Origin of the sequence: Propionicimonas sp. T2.31MG-18, from assembly GCF_964266745.1 — a bacterium.
Classification (GTDB): Bacteria; Actinomycetota; Actinomycetes; order Propionibacteriales; family Propionibacteriaceae; genus Propionicimonas.
Genome location: NZ_CAXWGX010000002.1, coordinates 72,225 through 90,503 on the forward strand (window position 1 = coordinate 72,225; position 18,279 = coordinate 90,503).

An 18,279-nucleotide genomic window follows, 5' to 3' on the forward strand; every position below is an offset into this window, starting at 1 on the left:
GTCATCCGCCCACCGCCACCAGTTCGTCCACCGCCTGCCCGACCGACACCGGCGGCGGCCCGAGGACCGCCTGCACCCGGGTGGCGTCGAAGGTCTTGGAGTGGGCGAACATCGACACGCCGTACCGCGTGATCGGCGGCTCGGCCCAGCCGCCGAAGCGGGCCGAGTACCGCTCGGCAGCACCGGCCATCGCCATCGCGACGGCCACCGGCACCCGGGGACGCCGCGGGTCGAGCCCGAGCCTGGCGAGCACGTCGTCGACGAACGGGTCGAGTTCGACGGTCTCCCCGTTGGACAGGTTGAGCTCCCCGGTGAACCGCTGCGCGACGGACTCCAGCAGGTAGTGCGAGACGGTGGCCACCGGCGTGAGGTCGGCCCAGACGCGCCGTCCGTCGGCCCGGGTGAAGCGCGGCAGCACGCCCTTGCGCGCCGCCTCCAGCACCCGCGGCAGCAGGACGGTGTCGCCGACGCCGATCACCGCGCGCGGCCGCAGCACCGCCCACTCCCCCGGATAGGCCCTCGTCAGGCGCTCGCCGGCCAGCTTGGTGCGCGAGTAGGTGTTGATCTGCTCGGCATCGGTCGGGATCGGCGACCGCTCCGACAGCGCCGTCTGGTCGGCGTCCCGGTAGAACACAGACGACGAGGAGACGTAGTGCACCGGCGGGCGGCCGTGTTCACGCGCCCAGGCCAGCACGGTGGCCGTCGCGCGCACGTTCCCGCGCTGGTAGGCGGACGGGGACGCCCACGGGCTCGCCAGTCCGGCGGCGTGCACGACGGCGTCGACGGCCTCGTCGAGGTCGAGCGGCTCGCCCAGGTCGTGGCGCACGTACCGGGTCACCGGGGCGGTGGGCGCGTCCTGCCGGCCGAGGCCGACCACCTCCCAGCCGCGGGCCAGCGCGTCGAGGGTGACCCGGCGCCCGATGAACCCGTTGCTGCCGGTGAGCAGGATCCGCACGGCCGCTGAGCCTAGTCGGACCGGACGCGCGGCGGGAGGGTCACAGCCGCTCGCTGAAGAACCGCGGAGGGATCTCGGTGGCCCGGGACGCGTCCCAGGGCAGCGTCCAGCCCAGCAGGTCGAACATGCCGTCGAGCAGGTAGGCGGTGAACCCCCACACGTACAGTTCGCCGACGGCGAAGGCCGGCCCGGAGAAGCCGCCCGGCAGTACCCAAGTACTGCGGTTGGCCGGGTCGAGCAGGTGCGCGACCCGGACCTGGTGCACGGCCGCCACCTCCTGCACGTCCACCGGCGCCAGCGGGACGGGGTTCCCCCACCACCCGACGACGGAGGTGACGTCGAAGCCGCTGCGGGGGATGTGGGCGGCCGGGAGGACGCCGAGCACCTCGACGGCGTCGGGACTCACCCCCACCTCCTCGTCGGCCTCGCGCAGGGCCGCCGCGACCGGGTCCACGTCGATCGACTCGATCGAGCCGCCGGGGAAGGCGACCTGGCCGGCGTGGGAGCGCAGGTCGGCGCGCTTCTCGATCAGCACGACCTCGTAGTCGTCGTCCCCCGCCCGGCTGAGCAGGATGAGCACGGCCGCGCGCCGCGTCCCCCGGGGCTCGCGGGCACCGGAGATGAAGCTGAGGGCGTCCGGACGCGCGAAGCGCCGCTGGGCGTCCCTGAGTTCCTCGGGGACGGGGGCGCTCATCCGCCCAGTCCCTGCTCCACCCACTGCTGGACCTCCTCGAACGAGGAGAACGCGCCGGGGTGGCGGGCGACGATCCGTCCGCTCTTGTCGAGCAGCAGGGTGTACGGGATGCCGGCCACCGCCAGCGGGGCCTTCAGCACGTGCTCCTCGTCGGCCAGGTGCGGGTAGGTCATGGCGGTCAGCTGGGCGAACTCGATCGCGAGTTCCGGCTGCGGGTCGGAGTAGTCGATGCCGAGCACGCGGACGGACTTCTGGATCCGGGCGAACGCGGCCAGGTGGGCGGCCTCCGCGCGGCACGGGCCGCACCACTGGGCCCACAGGTTCACCATCAGCGGGCCCCGCAGCCCGGCGAGCCGGACGCTGCTGCCGCCGCCGAGGCACTCCAGGGTGACGTCGGGCAGGCCGCCCGGCACGGCGGGTGCGTCGCTGCTCGGCGGGCAGTCCTCGATGCCGGCCGCGCGGCGCGCGGCGACGAGGTCGGACGCGGTGGGCGACGGCTCGGGCGCGGCGGCGGTCGTGACCGGCGCGGGCGCCACCGGCGTCACCGTGGCGGCGGGGGGACGCTGCCCGCCCACGCCGGGAAGCATGCCGGCGCACCCCGACAGGAGCAGGCCCACGGCCAGCCACCCGCCCAGGGCGGTGCGAGCGGGGCGTCGGGAGGCGGTCATCCGCGGGGCTCCCGGACGAGCTTCGCCGCCACCGCCGGGTCGGTCGGGCCCTCGCCGAACGCCGGGCACAGCCGGGCGACCGGGCAGGCGCCGCAGGCCGGACGACGGGCGTGGCACCGCCGGCGCCCGTGCCAGATCACGCGGTGGTTGAGGCGGATCCAGTCCGCCTTGGGGAAGAGCGCGCCGACCTCGGCCTCGATCGCCTCCGGCTTGACCTGGTCGGTCCAGCCGAAGCGGCGGGAGAGCCGGATCAGGTGGGTGTCGGTCGTGATGCCGGGCACCCCGAAGCCGTCGGTGAGCACCACGTTGGCCGTCTTGCGGCCGACGCCGGGCAGCGTCACCAGGTCCTCCAGCCGTCCGGGCACCTGGCCCCCGAAGCGCTCCACGAGCGCCGCGCCGAGCTTGAGCAGCGCGTCGGTCTTGGCCCGGAAGAAGCCCGTGGGCGTGATCAGCTGCTCCAGCTCCGCGCGGTCGGCGGCGGCCAGTGCCGCCGCGTCCGGGTAGCGGGCGAACAGCACCGGCGTGACGGTGTTCACCCGGCGATCGGTGGACTGGGCCGAGAGGACGGTCGCGACGAGCAACTGCAGCGGGTCGGCGTGGTCGAGCTCGCAGTGCGCGTCGGGGTACAGCTCGCCGAGTTCTGCGTTGATCCTGCGCGCCCGCCGCACGAGCGCCGTCCGCGATTCGCCCGGGACCATCAGAACGACGCGGCGTTCGCCTCGACGACGAGCTCGACCTCCACCGGGGAGTCCAGCGGCAGCACCGCCACACCGACGGCGCTGCGGGCATGCGCGCCACGGGCACCGAACACGTCCCGCAACAGTTCGGACGCACCGTTGGCGACCGCGGGCTGGCCCGTGAAGGACGGGTCGCTGGCGACGTAGACGACCATCTTCACCACCCGGCGGATGCCGTCCACCCCGCCGGTGACGGACGCGGCCGCGGCGACGGCGTTCAGCGCGGCGATCCGGGCCAGCTCCGAGGCCCGCTCGGGCGTCACCCGGGCGCCCACCTTGCCCTGCTCGGGCAGCGTCCCGTCGACGAACGGCAGCTGGCCGGCGGTGAACACCTGGCCGGCGGAGACCACCGCGGGCTGGTAGGCCGCGACCGGCGTGGGCACGGCGGGCAGCACGAGCCCCTGCGCGGCCAGCCGGGCCGAGGCGGGGGTCTCTGCGAGTTCCTCGTTCATTCGGCGACCGGGCGCTTGAGGTAGGCCACCAGGTTCTGCGGGTTCGGCCCCGGCACCACCTGCACCAGCTCCCAGCCGTCCGCTCCCCAGGTGTCGAGGATCTGCTTGGTGGCGTGCACCAGCACGGGGACGGTCACGTACTCCCATTTGGTCATGGGCCCAGTATCGGTGATGCGGAAGGGTCGGCGCAGCGGGGACGTCCGGCGCCGGTCACGCGCCCGCGGGCGCGTCCACCCCCGCCCGTGGCCCGGGGACGACGGTCAGTCGCAGCGGCGGGCCTTGGGGCACAGGATCGACGTCCACGACGTGATGTCGGTGCGTTGGCGCAGCAGCTGCCGTCGCTCGCGCTCGGTGAGGCCACCCCACACGCCCCACTCGATCCGGTTGTCCAGGGCTTCGGCCAGGCACTCGTTGCGCACGGGGCAGGTGAAACAGACCGATCGTGCGCGCTTCTGGTCGGCACCCTCGGGGAACAGTTCGTCCTGCAGGCCACGGCACTTCGCCTGGAGGGTCCAGTCGTCGACTCCGAGCGTCATTGCTCTCATCCTTTCCCGGGGGCACCCCGCCTTCGCGGTATACGCAATTGCTAGGTGTATGGGTGAGGGTATGTCAAGAAGCTGCCGTTGGCTAGGGGGGATCCGGCCAGGAACCGGCGCACGGCCCGGCTCGGGCGTCCGCTGGGGCACGTAACGTACGCTTGAACCCATGCGCATGGGGAAACGGCTCTACTCGTTGGTCATGCTCGGAGTCGTGGCGATCCTCGGTGGGCTGCTCGCTGCGGGCCTGATCGTGCCCGTCGTGGGCATGACCGCGGCCACGGGCAAGGACGCCCTGAACAGCCTCGACACCCTGCCCACAGAGCTGGACACGCCGGACCAGTGGGAGCGGTCGAGGTTGCTGACCGTCGACGGCAAGGTGCTCGCCTACTTCTACGACGAGAACCGCGTCTACCGCCCGCTGTCGGAGATCGCGCCGATCATGCAGAAGGCCCAGGTGGCCATCGAGGACCACCGCTTCTACGAGCACGGCGCCATGGACCTCACCGGCACGCTGCGCGCGCTCGTCTCCACCAGCCAGGGCAACACCCAGGGTGGCTCGAGCCTCACCCAGCAGTACGTCCGCCTCGTCCTGGTGGAGACTGCCGAGGAGAACAACGACCCGGCCGCGCGCGCGGCGGCCACCGAAAACACCCTGGCCCGCAAGGTGCGCGAGCTGCGCTACGCGATCGCCGTGGAGAAGAAGTTCACCAAGGACCAGATCCTCGAGCGCTACCTGAACATCGCCTACTACGGTGACGGCGCCTACGGCGTCGAGGCAGCGGCGATGCACTACTTCGGCGTCCACGCCAAGGACCTCAACCTGGCCCAGGCGGCCATGCTCGCCGGCCTGGTGCGCAACCCGGTGGCGACCAACCCGGTGAAGTTCCCCGCGCTCGGCATCCAGCGCCGCAACGACGTGCTCACCCGCATGGCGAGCCTCGAGGTGATCACCCCGGAGGAGGCGGCCGCGGCGAAGGCGGAGAAGTTCGACCCGAAGAAGATGAAGCTGTCGCTCAAGGGCTGCGCGAACTCGGAGTTCCCGTTCGTCTGTGACTACGCCCTCGAGGTGCTCAAGCAGCAGGCCACCGCCCTGGGCAACACCGAGGAGGAGCGCCTCGAGCGCGTCTACCGCGGCGGCCTGACCATCACCACGCAGATCGACCCGGCGGCCCAGCGCAACGCGCAGAAGGTGCTCAGCCGGAGCGTCGCGGCCAAGGACCCCGTGATCGGCGTCATCACGATGATGGAGCCGAGCACCGGGCTGATCCGGGCGATGGTGCAGAGCCGCCCGACCATGGGCGACAACGACGGCGGCAAGAAGTGGAAGGGCGAGACCTTCTACAACTACAACGTCGGCCAGGACTACAACGGCTACAACGGGTTCCAGGGCGGGTCGACGTTCAAGATCTACGTCGCCGCCGCGGCCCTCGACAACGGCTTCGGCGTCCGGACGAGCTTCAAGGTGCCCTACAGCAGGAACTACGAGGGCCAGGTGTTCCCGTCCTGCAACGGCAGCGTGAAGGTGAACAAGCGCTGGGTGGTCGACGGGCCCGAGAAGGGCATGTACGACATGTGGCGCGGCACGTCGCAGTCGGTCAACAACTACTTCGTACCGCTGGAGCAGGCCGTCGGCATCTGCCCGGTGGTGAAGATGGCCAAGAAGGTGGGCCTGGAACTGGCCAGCGGTGAGGACCTCACCACGGAGGCGTTCCCCGCGTTCACGCTGGGCGCCGCCGACGTGACGCCGCTGTCGATGGTCACCGCCTACGGCACGTTCGCCAACCGTGGCGTGCGCTGCAACCCGATCATCATCAAGTCGATCGCGACCAAGGACGGCACGAAGGTGCCGGTGCCCAGCGCCGGCTGCAAGCGCGTGATCGACGCCGACGTCGCCGACGCGGTGAACAAGGTCTTCCAGGGCCCGATCAACAGCGGAACGCTGCGCGGCGCGCGCATCTGGGGCTACGACATGGCGGGCAAGACCGGCACCGTGCCGCTGAACAAGGCGGAGTGGTCGGTGGCCTACACCCCCGACCTCGTGGCCGCCGCCGGCATCAGCTTCGACAACGGCCCCAAGTTCAAGAAGTTCTGGAAGAACCGGGGCCAGCGGTTCCTGCGCTACCTGCGGCTGAAGACCGGCGTCACGCTCACCGGCTTCGGCGCGGACGCCGGCCAGCGCATCCTGCGCCCGGCGATGCAGAAGGCCCTCGCTGACATCGGCAAGAACACCAAGTTCGTCGATCCGCCCGCGTCCGTGCTCAACGGCCAGTCGGTGGACGTGCCGAGCTGCTCGGGCATGGGCCCGTCCGCCTGCAGCCTGACGCTGGCGAAGGCCGGCTTCTCGACCTACACGACCAAGGAGTACTCCGACATCGTGGGCGAGGGCGGGCTGATCGGCCTCACCCGATCGGGCTCGGCACCGAAGGGCAGCGCGATCGGCATCCGGGTGTCGAAGGGCCCCGAGCCGCTGCCGGATCCCACGCCGACGCCGACCCCCTCCACGCCGACCAAGAAGCCACGAAAGCCGTGATCGGCAAGGTCACCGGCCGGCTCGCGCTGGCCGGTGCGGCCTGCGTCGCGTACGGCTTCGCGGAGGCGCGGGCGTTCCGCGTCCGCCGGGTCAGCGTCCCGGTGCTGCCGTCGGGGTCGGAGAAGCTGCGGGTGCTGCACGTCTCCGACATCCACCTGACGCGGGGCCAGCACGCGAAGCACCGCTTCGTGTCGGCGCTGGCGGGCCTGGAGCCGGACCTCGTGGTGAACACCGGCGACAACATCGCCCACGCCAACGCACTGGAGCCGCTGCTCCGGGCCTACGGGCGCCTGCTCGACGTGCCGGGCGTGTTCGTGTTCGGCTCGAACGACTACACCGCGCCGAAGTTCACCAACCCGCTGTCGTACCTGGCACGCTCGACGTCCCACCACGGCCTGCCCGAGGACCGGGAGCACCTGCCCACCCAGGAGTTGCGGGCGGCCCTGGCGTCCGGCGGCTGGCAGGACATCAACGAGCAGCGGGCCACCATCGAGGTGCGCGGGGTGCGACTGGAGTTCCGCGGCACCGACGACCCGCACCTGCACCACGACGACTACGCGAAGGTCGCCGGGCGTCCGGCGAAGGGCACCGACCTGGCGATCGGCGTGACCCACGCGCCGTACGCGAGGGTGCTGGACGCGATGGCGGTGGACGGGCTACCGCTGCTGCTCGCCGGGCACACCCACGGCGGCCAGGTGTGCCTGCCCTGGTGGGGGGCGCTGACCACGAACTGCGACCTGCCGCCCGCCCAGGCCAAGGGCTTGAGCCGCTACCACGCCGGGGATCACACCTCGTGGCTGCACGTGTCGGCGGGCGTCGGGACCTCCCCGTTCGCCCCGTACCGGTTCGCCTGCCCGCCCGAAGTGACCCTGCTCACGCTCACTCCTGGCCCGAATGGCTGAGGCGGTGGAGTTCGGCTAGACTGCCACTCGGCCCTGACCCAGTCAGGGCTGTTCGGGGTGTGGCGCAGCTTGGTAGCGCGCATCGTTCGGGACGATGAGGTCGCAGGTTCAAATCCTGTCACCCCGACCAGCGGAAAGCCGCTCTGGCTAGGAGTTTCACTCCGAATCGGGGCGGCTTTCGGCGTCTTGCATCCCCCGTGCATCCTAAGCACGGCAGGCTCTTGCGCGCTTCTGCGCACTCTGTCACCCCGAGAGCCGGACCGACCGAACCGAGTGACGCAGCGTCGTTGAGACCCTTCTCGGAGTCAGCGCTCAGCAAGATCCAGTCCGTGGGTTGCCTCGTGGCCAAAGGAGCGCACAGGTGCAGGAGAGTCGATCATGAAGGCCCGATGTCCCTGCCTCTAGCCAGCCAGTGGTCACTTCCGTGGCGGCGCTCCAGTTCACCCTAAGGACCCGCTAGCGTTTGGGGGTGAGATCTGACGAACGGCGACCGGCGTGTCCCGCCTGACGGATCTCCTTCAGCAGGCCAAAGCAAGGGATCCCCAGCTCGGCGAAGACCTGGAGGATGAGTACCGCGCCCTCGCCTCACGACGCCAGTTCGGACTGAACTTCGAACGACACCGCCCCGAGGCCGTTCACCTCCCCCAACGGCAGATTCGCCGCGGCGACAAGGTGCGCATCTTGCCGGCGCGCGGATCTACGATCAAGGGAGACCCGCGGTTGTGGCGGGTCGAGGCCATCAAGGATGGCACCGCGACTCTGTATCTCGACGACGTCGACCAGCCCGAACTGGACGCCCGACCGTTGGCCGACTTGGTAGTTGTAGCAGAGTTCCGCGACACCATCTATCCGGGCCTGGTATCCACCGGTCGAGTTGACCGAGGCAGCGACAGACCGTTTCATACCGTCATCAACGGCGAGAACTTTCACGTACTCAAGGCACTTACGTATACGCACCGCGGCAAGATCGACGCGATATATATCGACCCCCCCTACAACACTGGCGCACGCGACTGGAAGTACAACAACGATTACGTTGAAGGGGACGACTCGTACCGCCACTCGAAGTGGTTAGCATTCATGGAGCGCCGGCTCTTCCTGGCAAGGGAGCTGCTGAATCCCCTCGACTCCGTACTGATCGTCACGATCGACGAAAAGGAAGTTCACCGACTGGCGCTGCTGCTAGAAGATATCTTCCCGGAGTCAAGAGCACAGATGGTCACGGTGGTGATTAACGCTCCGGGACAGGCGCGCCTGCACGAGTTGGCTCGGGTTGAGGAGTACGTGTTCTTCTTGTTCTTCGGAGACGCCCAGCCCGCGTCGGTTTCGGATGATCTCCTTAACGCGAGAACATCACATAACCCGGAAACAGTTCGCTGGGAGTCCCTCTTGAGGAGCGGCACCAACTCGCGGCGAGCGGACCGACCCGCGCTCTTCTATCCCGTCTTTGTGGACCCATCGACCCGCCGCTTGGTTGCCGTAGGCGACTCGAAGCCCTTGACGGCGGCTCGCTCCGACTGGGCGGCACCTGACGGAACGGTGGCAATCTGGCCCTTGAAATCGGATGGGAGCGAAGGCAACTGGCGCGCTTCACCGGACTACCTGCGTCGCCTTCACGAGCAGGGCTATGTGAAGCTCGGCGACTACAAGCAGGGCGCCGAGCGGGGGACAGTCTGGTACCTCGGCAAGGCCGCTATCTCGAAGATAGCCTCAGGCGAGATTGTCGTGACGGGAGAGTCTGAAGATGGCGCGGTAGTCGTCGTCCCTGGCGCGGGAGGGCCGAGCCTGCGAACCACCACGGCCAAGACTGTGTGGAACCGATCCGCACATCACGCCGGATGGTACGGGAGTGCGCTGGTCCGCGCGCTACTGCCTGGCCGGAGCTTCCCCTTCCCAAAGTCTCTATACGCCGTCGAAGACGCCCTCCGCATCGTCGTGGCGAACAAGCCAAACGCGATTGTCCTGGACTACTTTGCTGGATCGGGAACGACTGCGCACGCCGTAATGCGCCTCAACCATAAGGACGGCGGAAATCGCCAATGCATCTTGATCACTAACAACGAGGTGGCTGCCGACGAGCAGACGGCCTTACGGGAAGCCGGCTTGCGTCCCGGCGATCCGGAGTGGGAACGTTGGGGAATCTGCGACTACGTCACCAAGCCGCGCGTCCAAGCCGCGATCACGGGGCTCACGCCAAGTGATGAACCCGTCAAGGGCGACTACAAGTTCGTTGATGAGTTCCCGATGGCCGAAGGGTTCGAGCAAAACGCCGAGTTCTTCACACTCACTTACGAAAACCCATTGGCGGTCGGCCATAACCGCGCCTTCGAGAGAATAGCACCGCTGCTGTGGCTAAGGTCCGGCGGATCAGGCAGGCGCATATGTACCGTGACGGACCAGGGCTGGGACATCGCGGACACCTACGGCATTCTCTTCGACCTCGACAAGGCGGCGGGGTTCGTCGGCGCGATCGACCGGCGGGTCGGGGTGAGGACGGCGTTCATTGTGACCGACGATGACAGGCGCTTCCAGGCAGTGTCGCGCGAACTGCCCGACGCCGTTGAGCCCGTCCGGTTGTACGAGTCCTACTTGACGAACTTCCAGCTCAACGGGGGCGAGCGGGAATGAAGTTCACACTTAAGGATTACCAAGAGGACGCGCTGCGCGAAATCCTGCGCAACTTGGCCGAGGCCAAGCAAGACTGGCACACCAGACACCGCCGCAGCGCGTTTGCCCTCTCCGCGACGACGGGCGCCGGCAAGACGGTCATTGCCGCCGCAGCGATCGAGTCGATCTTCTATGGCAACGACGAGTACGACGCGGAAGCAGACGACGGCGCCGTTGTGCTGTGGTTCTCTGCCGATCCGACGCTGAACGAACAGACCCGGTTCAGGCTCATTGAAGCTTCGGATCGCATCAGCCACTCGGATCTGGTCGTGGTCAAACCGACGTTCAACGCCGAACGTCTGTCGCCCGGCAAGGTCTACTTTCTGAACACACAGAAGCTGTCTCGAACAAGCATGCTCGTCCGTGGGTATCCAGCAGATGACGCACTCCCCTTGGGCTACGACACCCGCCCTGACCTGCGCAGTCACACTATGTGGGACACAATCCGAAACACGATCGAGGATGACCGCCTGACCCTGTACCTGATCGTTGACGAAGCCCATCAGGGGATGGGTACCACCAAGCGGCAGCAGGCAGAGACCGACACCATTGCCCGGAGGCTGATCTCCGGTCAGACCGACGTACCGGCAGTGCCTGTCGTGTGGGGAATCTCCGCAACCGTCGATCGATTCAACACCACGATGGCGACCCTGCCGACGCATGCGGTCCTCCCTCAGGTGTGGGTTGACCCGGTGAAGGTGCAGGCGTCGGGGCTCCTGAAGGACGCGATCGTCCTCGACATTCCTACCGAGACAGGCACCTTCGAGACCGTTCTGCTGCGGCGCGCCACGGTGAAGCTGAAGGAGTCGTCCGACGAATGGGCGGCGTACGCGCGCGAGCAAGGACGGGATTCATTTGTCGCGCCTCTAATGGTGTTTCAAGTGCCGAATAGCCCCCACCCGGAGGATATTCGTGCATGGCTCGAGACGATCTTCGACACGTGGCCCGAACTTAGCATCACGCATGTCGCGCACGTGTTCGGCGAACACCGTGACCTTGCGGTGGGTCCCTGGAGCATTCCGTACCTATCGCCGGAGCTGGTGCAGGACACCGACAACATCCGGGTGCTGCTCGCAAAGGACGCCATCTCCACTGGCTGGGACTGCCCTCGGGCAGAGGTCATGGTGTCACTGCGCGGCGCGAAGGATCGAACACACGTCACTCAGCTGCTCGGCCGCATGGTGCGCACCCCTTTGGCTAGGTCGATCCCCGGAAACGACAAGCTCAACTCAGTTGACTGTCTGCTCCCGCACTTCGACCGCACGCAGGTGCAGGTCGTAGTCCACGACCTGCTGCACGGAGCTGACGACAAGGACGACCTGCCCGGACGCCGCGTCCTGATCGACCCGGTTGAGCTCGCGCCGAACCCAGCCATTCCAAGTGCGCTGTGGGACCAGTTTCTAGCCTTGCCATCCCTGACGATCCCACGACGTTCGACCAAGCCCGTCAAGCGACTCACGCTGCTCGCTCACGAACTCACGCAGGATGGGCTGCTCGCAGATGGCGGCAAGTGGGCACACAGGCAACTGCACGGGGCACTCGACGCGGCTCAGAACCTCAACCGCGACGCGCTGGAGCGGGCAACCGCTGCGGTCTGGACAGTGGAAGGAACCTCCCTTCGGTACTCGATGGCGAGTGGCAAACAACAGTCCTATGCCGACTTCGTAGCGAGAGCAGATGTGACGGTCATCGAGGATGCATATCGGCGGGCAGCCCGACTCATCAGCCCCGATCTCGCTCGCACCTATGCTGAGCACCTCGCCCAGGCCGCGGCCGACGCTGACGAGTTCGAGGATAGGTTGCTCGACGCTCACGCAGTCATAGGCGCGTTCTGGCTCGTGCCCGAGGTCACCGAGTTTCTCGACCGCCAAGCTGACGCATCGGTGAAGGATCTGCTTACCAAGAACCGAGTGGCCATCCGGGGGCTATCCGATCAGCGCCAAGCGGTCTACCGCAGCATTGAAGAGATGAGCACTGACCCACAGCAGACCGACCTGGTGAAGCCAACAACGTGGCTCGCTCCGTCGAACGTGCAAACCAACGATGGCAAGGTTGCTCCCTTGGCACGGTTCGCCAACCACCTGATGTGCGACGCGCAAGGCGCCTTTCCCGCCACGTTCAACGATCTGGAAACCGACGTCATCAGGCGCGAGCACAGCCGCGACGGATTCGTTGCCTGGTACCGCAACCCTGGCAGAGGGACTCTGGAATCGCTGACAGTTCCCTACCGAAAGGGTGAGCGCTGGACGCCTCTTCACCCCGACTTCTTGTTCTTCCACCGCAAGGCGGATCAATCGATCGGAGCCAGCATCGTCGATCCACACGGTCACTACTTCGCGGACGCCGTTCCTAAGCTGCGCGGCATGGCCGACTACGCTGAACGTTACGGGGATGCGTTCGTACGCATCGACACCGTGGATGTGGTCGGGGGACAGATGCTAGTCCTCGACCTGAAACGGGACTCTGTTCGCAAGTTGATCAGGACGGCGCCGGACGCCGACTCGACATCGATCTACCTTCAGGCCGGGGAGGCGTTCTAGCTGCCGAGCCCTGGTAAGGATCGAGGCTTCGACCTGTGCCGCTCCCCGGGGCTACCGTTGACTTGTGGGATTGGGCGAACTCACAGTGGAGCAGCGCGTCGAGCTGCTCGACCAGACTTACGACCACCTTCGCCGATCCCAGAACGGGGCAGCCATCTGGCTGATCGGAGGTCCTGAAACTGACCGCCTCTGGGACGCCACCATCTCCGCCTTCGCGCACGCCAACTGGGTCGCCACCATTCTGTGCGCCCAGGCCACCTGCGAGCGCACATTGGCGTCCCTTCTACAGATGGTCTATGCCACGAGCGCTGCTCCGTCCGGATGGGAAGGTTGGGGCCTCGGCCGTCTCATCGCCCACTGCCGAGACCAGCATCTCGTTGACCCGCTGCTTCTGGACGATGTCCAGACGCTCTGCGACGAGCGCAAGCCGTACGGGCACTGGCGACAACCCCTCGCTGAGGGAGCGCTCCAACGGGTGGTGTTCGACGCTCAGGACCGAGGCGACAATCGCCACCCCGATCTTGTGATCGAGGATCACCTCGGTGACCTGGCACTCCGATCCGCAAGAACCGCACTGCGGGTGCACTACGGCGATCTGCTCGACCCGCGCAAGTTCGACGCCCTCGGATCGCAGGTCGACACAGTCGGCCCGTGACGTAGCTGCTCATTGGGCGAGGTTTCCCGTCCAGCCGAGCGGCTGGGATCGCGACTCATCCAACTCCCTCCGATTTGCACCGGGTGTATGGGTTGGTGACATTGAGGTGTCGAGGCTGTCTTGACGATGGCGCTCGGACGGCCGGTGGTCGTGGTGTTGAGCGCAGGGGTCGGTGCGGTCGTGTCGGCTCGCTGACGAAGAGGGCAGGCTGGACTCGCCCTCGGTTGGCTGGGCCCGCCGGAGCTGGAGTCGGCCAGGAGTCGGTCGGCATCGAGCGCTCCTATCGTCGCCAGGTTGCCCAGTGCAGCATGGCGGGCCTTCGGCGTCAGCATGGCGGTTGGTACGCCTGGCGATGACGAAGCCCCCGATCAGCGCCGTGACTGCTGACCACGACCCGGCTCGCCTGAGTCGACGCCGTCCGAGAGGCTGCCGACCTCGTCAGTTCCACCGGTGGATCAGGGGCCGCCCCGGCTCAAAACCTGCATGCCTCCGTGCCCGCACTCCCGCTGCCACCGCTCTGCAACTTGGCGGAGTCTCTCGCTTCGGCGTCCTGATCGCCGTGTCGTTTGGCCTAGGGATCGTGAGAGGTCCACGCGGCGCGCCGCCGACCCGTTCTTCGCGATCTCGTGGCCCGATCGCGGACTTTCTGGGCCTAGGGAGGTGGCGGGCGGAAGTCGTGGTGGGCAGGCGCGTCCCGATCGGTGCTCGGTCGGGCTTAGGGAGGTTGCGGAGCAAGAAGTCCGGGTCGGGATGTCCGGAAAGGGCCGGTGTTGCGGCTTAAGGAAGTAGCAGCACCGTGGGTCCCGAATCGGGGCCGCTCGTCGGTCTCGTTGGGTGGACGGAGGTGAGTGGGGTGGCGATCGGCTTGGTGAAGCTGGCGGCCGGATCGGGCTACGAGTACCTGGTGCGGCAGGTGGCGCTGCAGGACGCGACCGGCCTCGGCCGCGCTACCCTGGCCGACTACTACTCCGCCAAGGGAGAGTCGCCCGGCACCTGGTGGGGCCACGGACTCAATGGGCTGGACCTGGAGCAGGGCTCGGTGGTGTCGGCCGAGCAGATGAAGCTGCTGTTCGGCGCCGGGCTGGACCCCACGACGGGGGCAAAGCTTGGCCGGGCCTTCTCGGTGTTCGGCAACACGCCGACCCCGTTCGAGGCCGAACTCGCCCACCGCTCTGACTCTTGGCGCCTCAGCCAGGATCTGGACGAAGGCGTGTCGGTGCCGAAGGCCGTCCGGGAGGAGTTGCGGACCGGCCTGGCGCGGGAGTGGTTCATCGCACGGTACGGTCGGCCACCCGAAGGACCGCGGGAGTTGCACGGCTTCATCGCCAAGAACACGCACAAGCCGCGGACGGCGCTGGCCGGCTGGGACGTGACGTTGTCACCGCCGAAGTCGGTCTCAAGCTTGTGGGCGATCGCTCCCCCAGCTTTGGCGGCGTCGATCCGACAGGTACACGAGGCGGCCGTCACCGACGCTCTGGCCGAGTGTGAGCGGCGGGCGTTGTTCACCCGGCAAGGCCATGAGGGTGCCCGCCACGTGCCGGTGCGCGGCATGGTCGCAGCCCGGTTCACCCACCGCGACAGCCGCGCCGGCGATCCGGATCTGCACACCCATGTGGCGATCTCGAACAAGGTCCAGACCCTTGAGGGTGCGTGGATGGCGATCAACGGCGAGCTCATCTACGACGCGAAGGTCACCTTATCGGAGGTGTATCTGACCACCCTCACCGCACGCCTCCGCTCGCTCGGGCTGACCATGGTGGCGGTCGGCCGGGAGGGCAAGCGGCCCGTCTTCGAGGTCGCCGGCGTCGACCCGGCCCTCAACAAGCGGTGGTCCACCCGGCGGGAGTCGATCACCGCACTCACCGGTCGGCTCGTCGCCGAGTTCGAGGACCATCACGAACGTCCCCCAACCGCAGCGGAGAAGCTCGACCTCGAGCAACAGGCCACCTTGGCCACGCGGGAAGCCAAGCACCCGCCGCGCTCCGAGGCGGACCAGCGCCGCGCCTGGGCCGGCCAGGCCACCCGGCTCCTCGGGCCGGACGGCATCGACAGCACCCTGCACGGCGTGTTCCGCCACCAGCCTTCGCAGCCGATCCATGTCGACGACGCGTGGATCAGCCGGGCGGCCGCCGCGGTGATCACTGTCGTGGAGGGCAAACGGTCGTGGTGGACGTCGTTCAACGTCCGCTCCGAAGCTCTTCGCCAGGTTCGTGCCGCCGCGCTCCCCCTCGACCAGATCGACCAGGCGGTCGACGCCGTGGTCGACAAGGCGTTGGGCCCGGCGCATTCGGTTCCGATCCGCACCACCCGGGCAATGCCGGTCGAACCCGAGCTGCTGCGCCGCCCGGACGGTGCCTCGGTGTACGAGCGGCCCGACGCGACTCGCTACACCTCCCACCGCATCCTGTGGGCTGAGCGCCGCCTGGTCGACACTGCCGGCCGAAGCGGCGGCCGCGTTGCCGATCACAACTCGGTCTCGCTGGCGGTGCTGCAGTCGATGGCGAACCGCGAACCCCTCAACCCGAGCCAACAGATCCTCGTCCGGGAGATGGCAACCTCCGGCCGTCGCCTGCAGCTGGCGATCGCTCCAGCCGGGACCGGGAAGACCACCGCCATGCGCGCCCTTGCGACCGCCTGGACCAACAGCGGCGGCACCGTCCTCGGGCTCGCCCCCTCGGCGACCGCGGCCGAGCAGTTGCGCGGCCAGCTCGGCGCCCGGGCGAGCGCGGACAATCTGGCCAAACTCATGTGGGCGATCAGCCACCATGAGGCCCTCGCCGAACGGGTCGGCCCCAGCACGCTGGTGATCATCGACGAGGCTGGAATGGCCGACACCCTCACCCTCGACCACGTCGTCACCTGGTGCCTCGACCAGGGTGCCAGCATCCGACTCGTCGGCGACGACCAACAACTGGGCGCGGTCGGCGCCGGTGGCGTGCTGCGCGACATCGCGACCACCCACGGCGCCCTCCACCTCGACCAGGTCCTCCGGTTCGCTGACCCGGCCGAAGCCGACGCCTCCCTCGCCCTCCGCGCCGGCGACACCGGCGCCCTCGGCTACTACCTCGACCACAACCGGGTGCACGTCGTCGACCGCGACACCGCCACCACCCAAATCCTGAACGCCTGGCTCGCCGACACCCAGGCCGGGCTCGACGCGCTCATGCTCGCCCCCACCCGCGAACAGGTCGCCCACCTCAACGCCGCCGCACGACACGCTCGCCTCGCCAGGGCCCGGCCTGGCCGGGAAGTCGAGCTGAGTGACGGTAACCACGCCTCGATCGGCGATGTGGTGTTGACCCGGCGCAACAACCGGACCCTCACCACCGGTGAGACGGCGTGGGTCCGCAACGGCGACCGCTGGGCCGTCACCGCCATCCACCGCGACGGCTCCCTCGACGTGAAGCACCTACGCAACCACCACCACCTCACCCTGCCCGCCGGCTATGTCGCCGAGAGTGTCGAACTCGGCTATGCCACCACCATCCACACCGCCCAAGGCGTCACCGCCGACACCTGCCACGGCCTGCTGACCGGCACCGAGTCCCGCCAGCTCGCCTACACCATGCTCACCCGCGGCCGGCACGCCAACCATGCCTGGATCGAAGTCAACGACACCCAGGACCACCTCGCACCCACAGCCACCGACCTGCTCCAACCCGCAACCGCGACCCAGCTTCTCGAGCAGGTCGTGGGCCGCGACGACGCGCCCGCCTCCGCCACCACCCTGCTCAGTCAGGCCGACCAGCCCACCAGACTCCTCGGACCTGCCGTTAGCTGCTACCTCGACGCGATCACCTTCGCTGCCGAAAAGCACCTGCCCAACGAGACGAAGCAGGTCATCGACTGGGTCGGCGAACGGTACGGCCTGACCGAGGCTGCTGCCTGGCCGGCCTTGCGCGGCCAGTTGATGCTCGTCGCGGCCAACGGTCACAAGCCGGTGGCCGTGCTGAGCCAGGCGATAGCCATCGGCGGGCTCGACGACGCCCACGACCCGGCCGCCGTCCTGTGCTGGCGAATCGACCTCACCCAAGCCTCCAACGGCCGGACCCGCGGACCCCTGACCTGGGTGCCGGGCATCCCGACCCAGCTCCTCGACGACCCCGAATGGAAGACGTATCTCAGCGCCCGGTACATCCTCGCCCGCCAACTCGGCGAAGAAGTCCACAAGGCAGCCGACAGAGCTGAGGACACTCCACGCTGGGCCGCGCAGCTCCCCGGCCTCGACCCCGAACTGGTCGCCGACATCCAAGTGTGGCGGGCCGCCCAGCGCGTCCCCGACCACGACCTGCGGCCCACCGGGCCCACGAGCAGCAGCCCCGCCGAGCGGCGCGCCCAGCGTGACCTCGACCACCAGCTCGAACACGCGCAAGCAGGCATCCGTGAATGGGCACCCCGCATCGCCCAGGCCGCACCAGCCACCGCCGGCGACCCGCGCCTGTCCGTCCTCGCCGCCCGCCTCGCCAGACTCACCGACCGTCGCTATGACGCCGAGGGCCTCCTCGCCCGCGCCACAGCACAAGGCGCCCTGCCCGACGACCACCCCACCGACGCCCTCAACTATCGGATCACCGGGCTCATCAGAACCCAACGTGAAGCCGAGCGCCGAGTCTGGGAGACCATCACCCCCACCGCTCCCCGGCCGTATCCCGAACACCCGCGATCCCACAGCCCCGACCGCGGCATCAGCATCTGACACCCGATGGAGAGGAACAGAATGGCCAGCGATCTCGCCGAGTGGAGCCAGCCCGTCCCCGAATGGCTCTCTCTTCAACAAGCCGCCCAACTCCTCGGGGTCAGCGTCGACACCATCTGAGTATGTCAACTCGACTTGGCCCCACCAGGACGGCTTGAGTTGGCCCCACCTGCTCGGGTGTGGGCGAGGCGGTAGCTGGTCGTGCCGGTTTCGATGATGGTGGCGTCGTAGGTCAGGCGGTCGA

13 protein-coding genes and 1 tRNA gene are annotated in these 18,279 nt (G+C 68.2%); 7 read left to right on the forward strand and 7 right to left on the reverse strand.

The window, feature by feature from the left end; genetic code table 11:
* Position 1 precedes the first annotated feature (1 nt).
* From ACFQQJ_RS03360 to ACFQQJ_RS03390, 7 genes are all read right to left on the reverse strand, one after another.
* A complete protein-coding gene (locus ACFQQJ_RS03360; protein ID WP_377104100.1) occupies positions 2 to 955 on the reverse strand; it encodes an NAD-dependent epimerase/dehydratase family protein in 954 nt (317 codons plus the stop codon).
* Positions 956 to 995: 40 nt separating this feature from the next.
* Complete coding sequence (locus ACFQQJ_RS03365) at positions 996 to 1,649, reverse strand: NUDIX hydrolase (RefSeq protein ID WP_377104102.1); 654 nt, start codon at positions 1,647 to 1,649, stop codon at positions 996 to 998.
* Complete coding sequence (locus ACFQQJ_RS03370; RefSeq protein WP_377104104.1) at positions 1,646 to 2,317, reverse strand: TlpA family protein disulfide reductase; 672 nt, start codon at positions 2,315 to 2,317, stop codon at positions 1,646 to 1,648. The genes ACFQQJ_RS03365 and ACFQQJ_RS03370 overlap by 4 nt, the downstream gene beginning before the upstream one ends.
* A complete protein-coding gene (gene nth, locus ACFQQJ_RS03375) occupies positions 2,314 to 3,015 on the reverse strand; it encodes an endonuclease III (RefSeq protein WP_377104106.1) in 702 nt (233 codons plus the stop codon). The genes ACFQQJ_RS03370 and nth overlap by 4 nt, the downstream gene beginning before the upstream one ends.
* The gene (locus ACFQQJ_RS03380; RefSeq protein ID WP_377104108.1) at positions 3,015 to 3,506 is read right to left on the reverse strand and encodes a RidA family protein; all 492 of its coding nucleotides are present in this window, start codon (positions 3,504 to 3,506) and stop codon (positions 3,015 to 3,017) included. Before ACFQQJ_RS03380 ends, nth begins: the two co-directional genes overlap by 1 nt.
* Entirely contained in the window at positions 3,503 to 3,661 is a 159-nt protein-coding gene (locus ACFQQJ_RS03385; RefSeq protein WP_367343348.1) for a DUF4177 domain-containing protein, read from the reverse strand. Before ACFQQJ_RS03385 ends, ACFQQJ_RS03380 begins: the two co-directional genes overlap by 4 nt.
* A 105-nt stretch (positions 3,662 to 3,766) precedes the next feature.
* On the reverse strand, positions 3,767 to 4,042 hold the full coding sequence (locus ACFQQJ_RS03390) for a WhiB family transcriptional regulator (protein WP_367343347.1): 276 nt from the start codon (positions 4,040 to 4,042) through the stop codon (positions 3,767 to 3,769).
* A gap of 169 nt (positions 4,043 to 4,211) precedes the next feature.
* On the opposite strand from ACFQQJ_RS03390, the gene ACFQQJ_RS03395 reads away from it, so the two are divergent.
* The 7 genes from ACFQQJ_RS03395 to mobF all read left to right on the forward strand — a co-directional run bounded on the left by ACFQQJ_RS03395 (position 4,212) and on the right by mobF (position 18,035).
* Positions 4,212 to 6,575, forward strand: a complete 2,364-nt coding sequence (locus ACFQQJ_RS03395) for a transglycosylase domain-containing protein (protein WP_377104111.1) — start codon at positions 4,212 to 4,214, stop codon at positions 6,573 to 6,575.
* On the forward strand, positions 6,572 to 7,477 hold the full coding sequence (locus ACFQQJ_RS03400) for a metallophosphoesterase (RefSeq protein WP_377104113.1): 906 nt from the start codon (positions 6,572 to 6,574) through the stop codon (positions 7,475 to 7,477). The genes ACFQQJ_RS03395 and ACFQQJ_RS03400 overlap by 4 nt, the downstream gene beginning before the upstream one ends.
* A gap of 53 nt (positions 7,478 to 7,530) precedes the next feature.
* Positions 7,531 to 7,607: transfer RNA gene (locus ACFQQJ_RS03405), tRNA-Pro, on the forward strand.
* Between the two features lie 365 nt (positions 7,608 to 7,972).
* The gene (locus ACFQQJ_RS03410; protein ID WP_377104115.1) at positions 7,973 to 10,105 is read left to right on the forward strand and encodes a site-specific DNA-methyltransferase; all 2,133 of its coding nucleotides are present in this window, start codon (positions 7,973 to 7,975) and stop codon (positions 10,103 to 10,105) included.
* Positions 10,102 to 12,684, forward strand: coding sequence for a DEAD/DEAH box helicase family protein (locus ACFQQJ_RS03415; RefSeq protein WP_377104117.1), 2,583 nt, complete (start codon positions 10,102 to 10,104; stop codon positions 12,682 to 12,684). Before ACFQQJ_RS03410 ends, ACFQQJ_RS03415 begins: the two co-directional genes overlap by 4 nt.
* A gap of 70 nt (positions 12,685 to 12,754) precedes the next feature.
* On the forward strand, positions 12,755 to 13,339 hold the full coding sequence (locus tag ACFQQJ_RS03420; RefSeq protein WP_377104119.1) for a hypothetical protein: 585 nt from the start codon (positions 12,755 to 12,757) through the stop codon (positions 13,337 to 13,339).
* Positions 13,340 to 14,192: 853 nt separating this feature from the next.
* Positions 14,193 to 18,035, forward strand: coding sequence for a MobF family relaxase (gene mobF / locus ACFQQJ_RS03425; RefSeq protein WP_377104121.1), 3,843 nt, complete (start codon positions 14,193 to 14,195; stop codon positions 18,033 to 18,035).
* Positions 18,036 to 18,279: the final 244 nt, after the last annotated feature.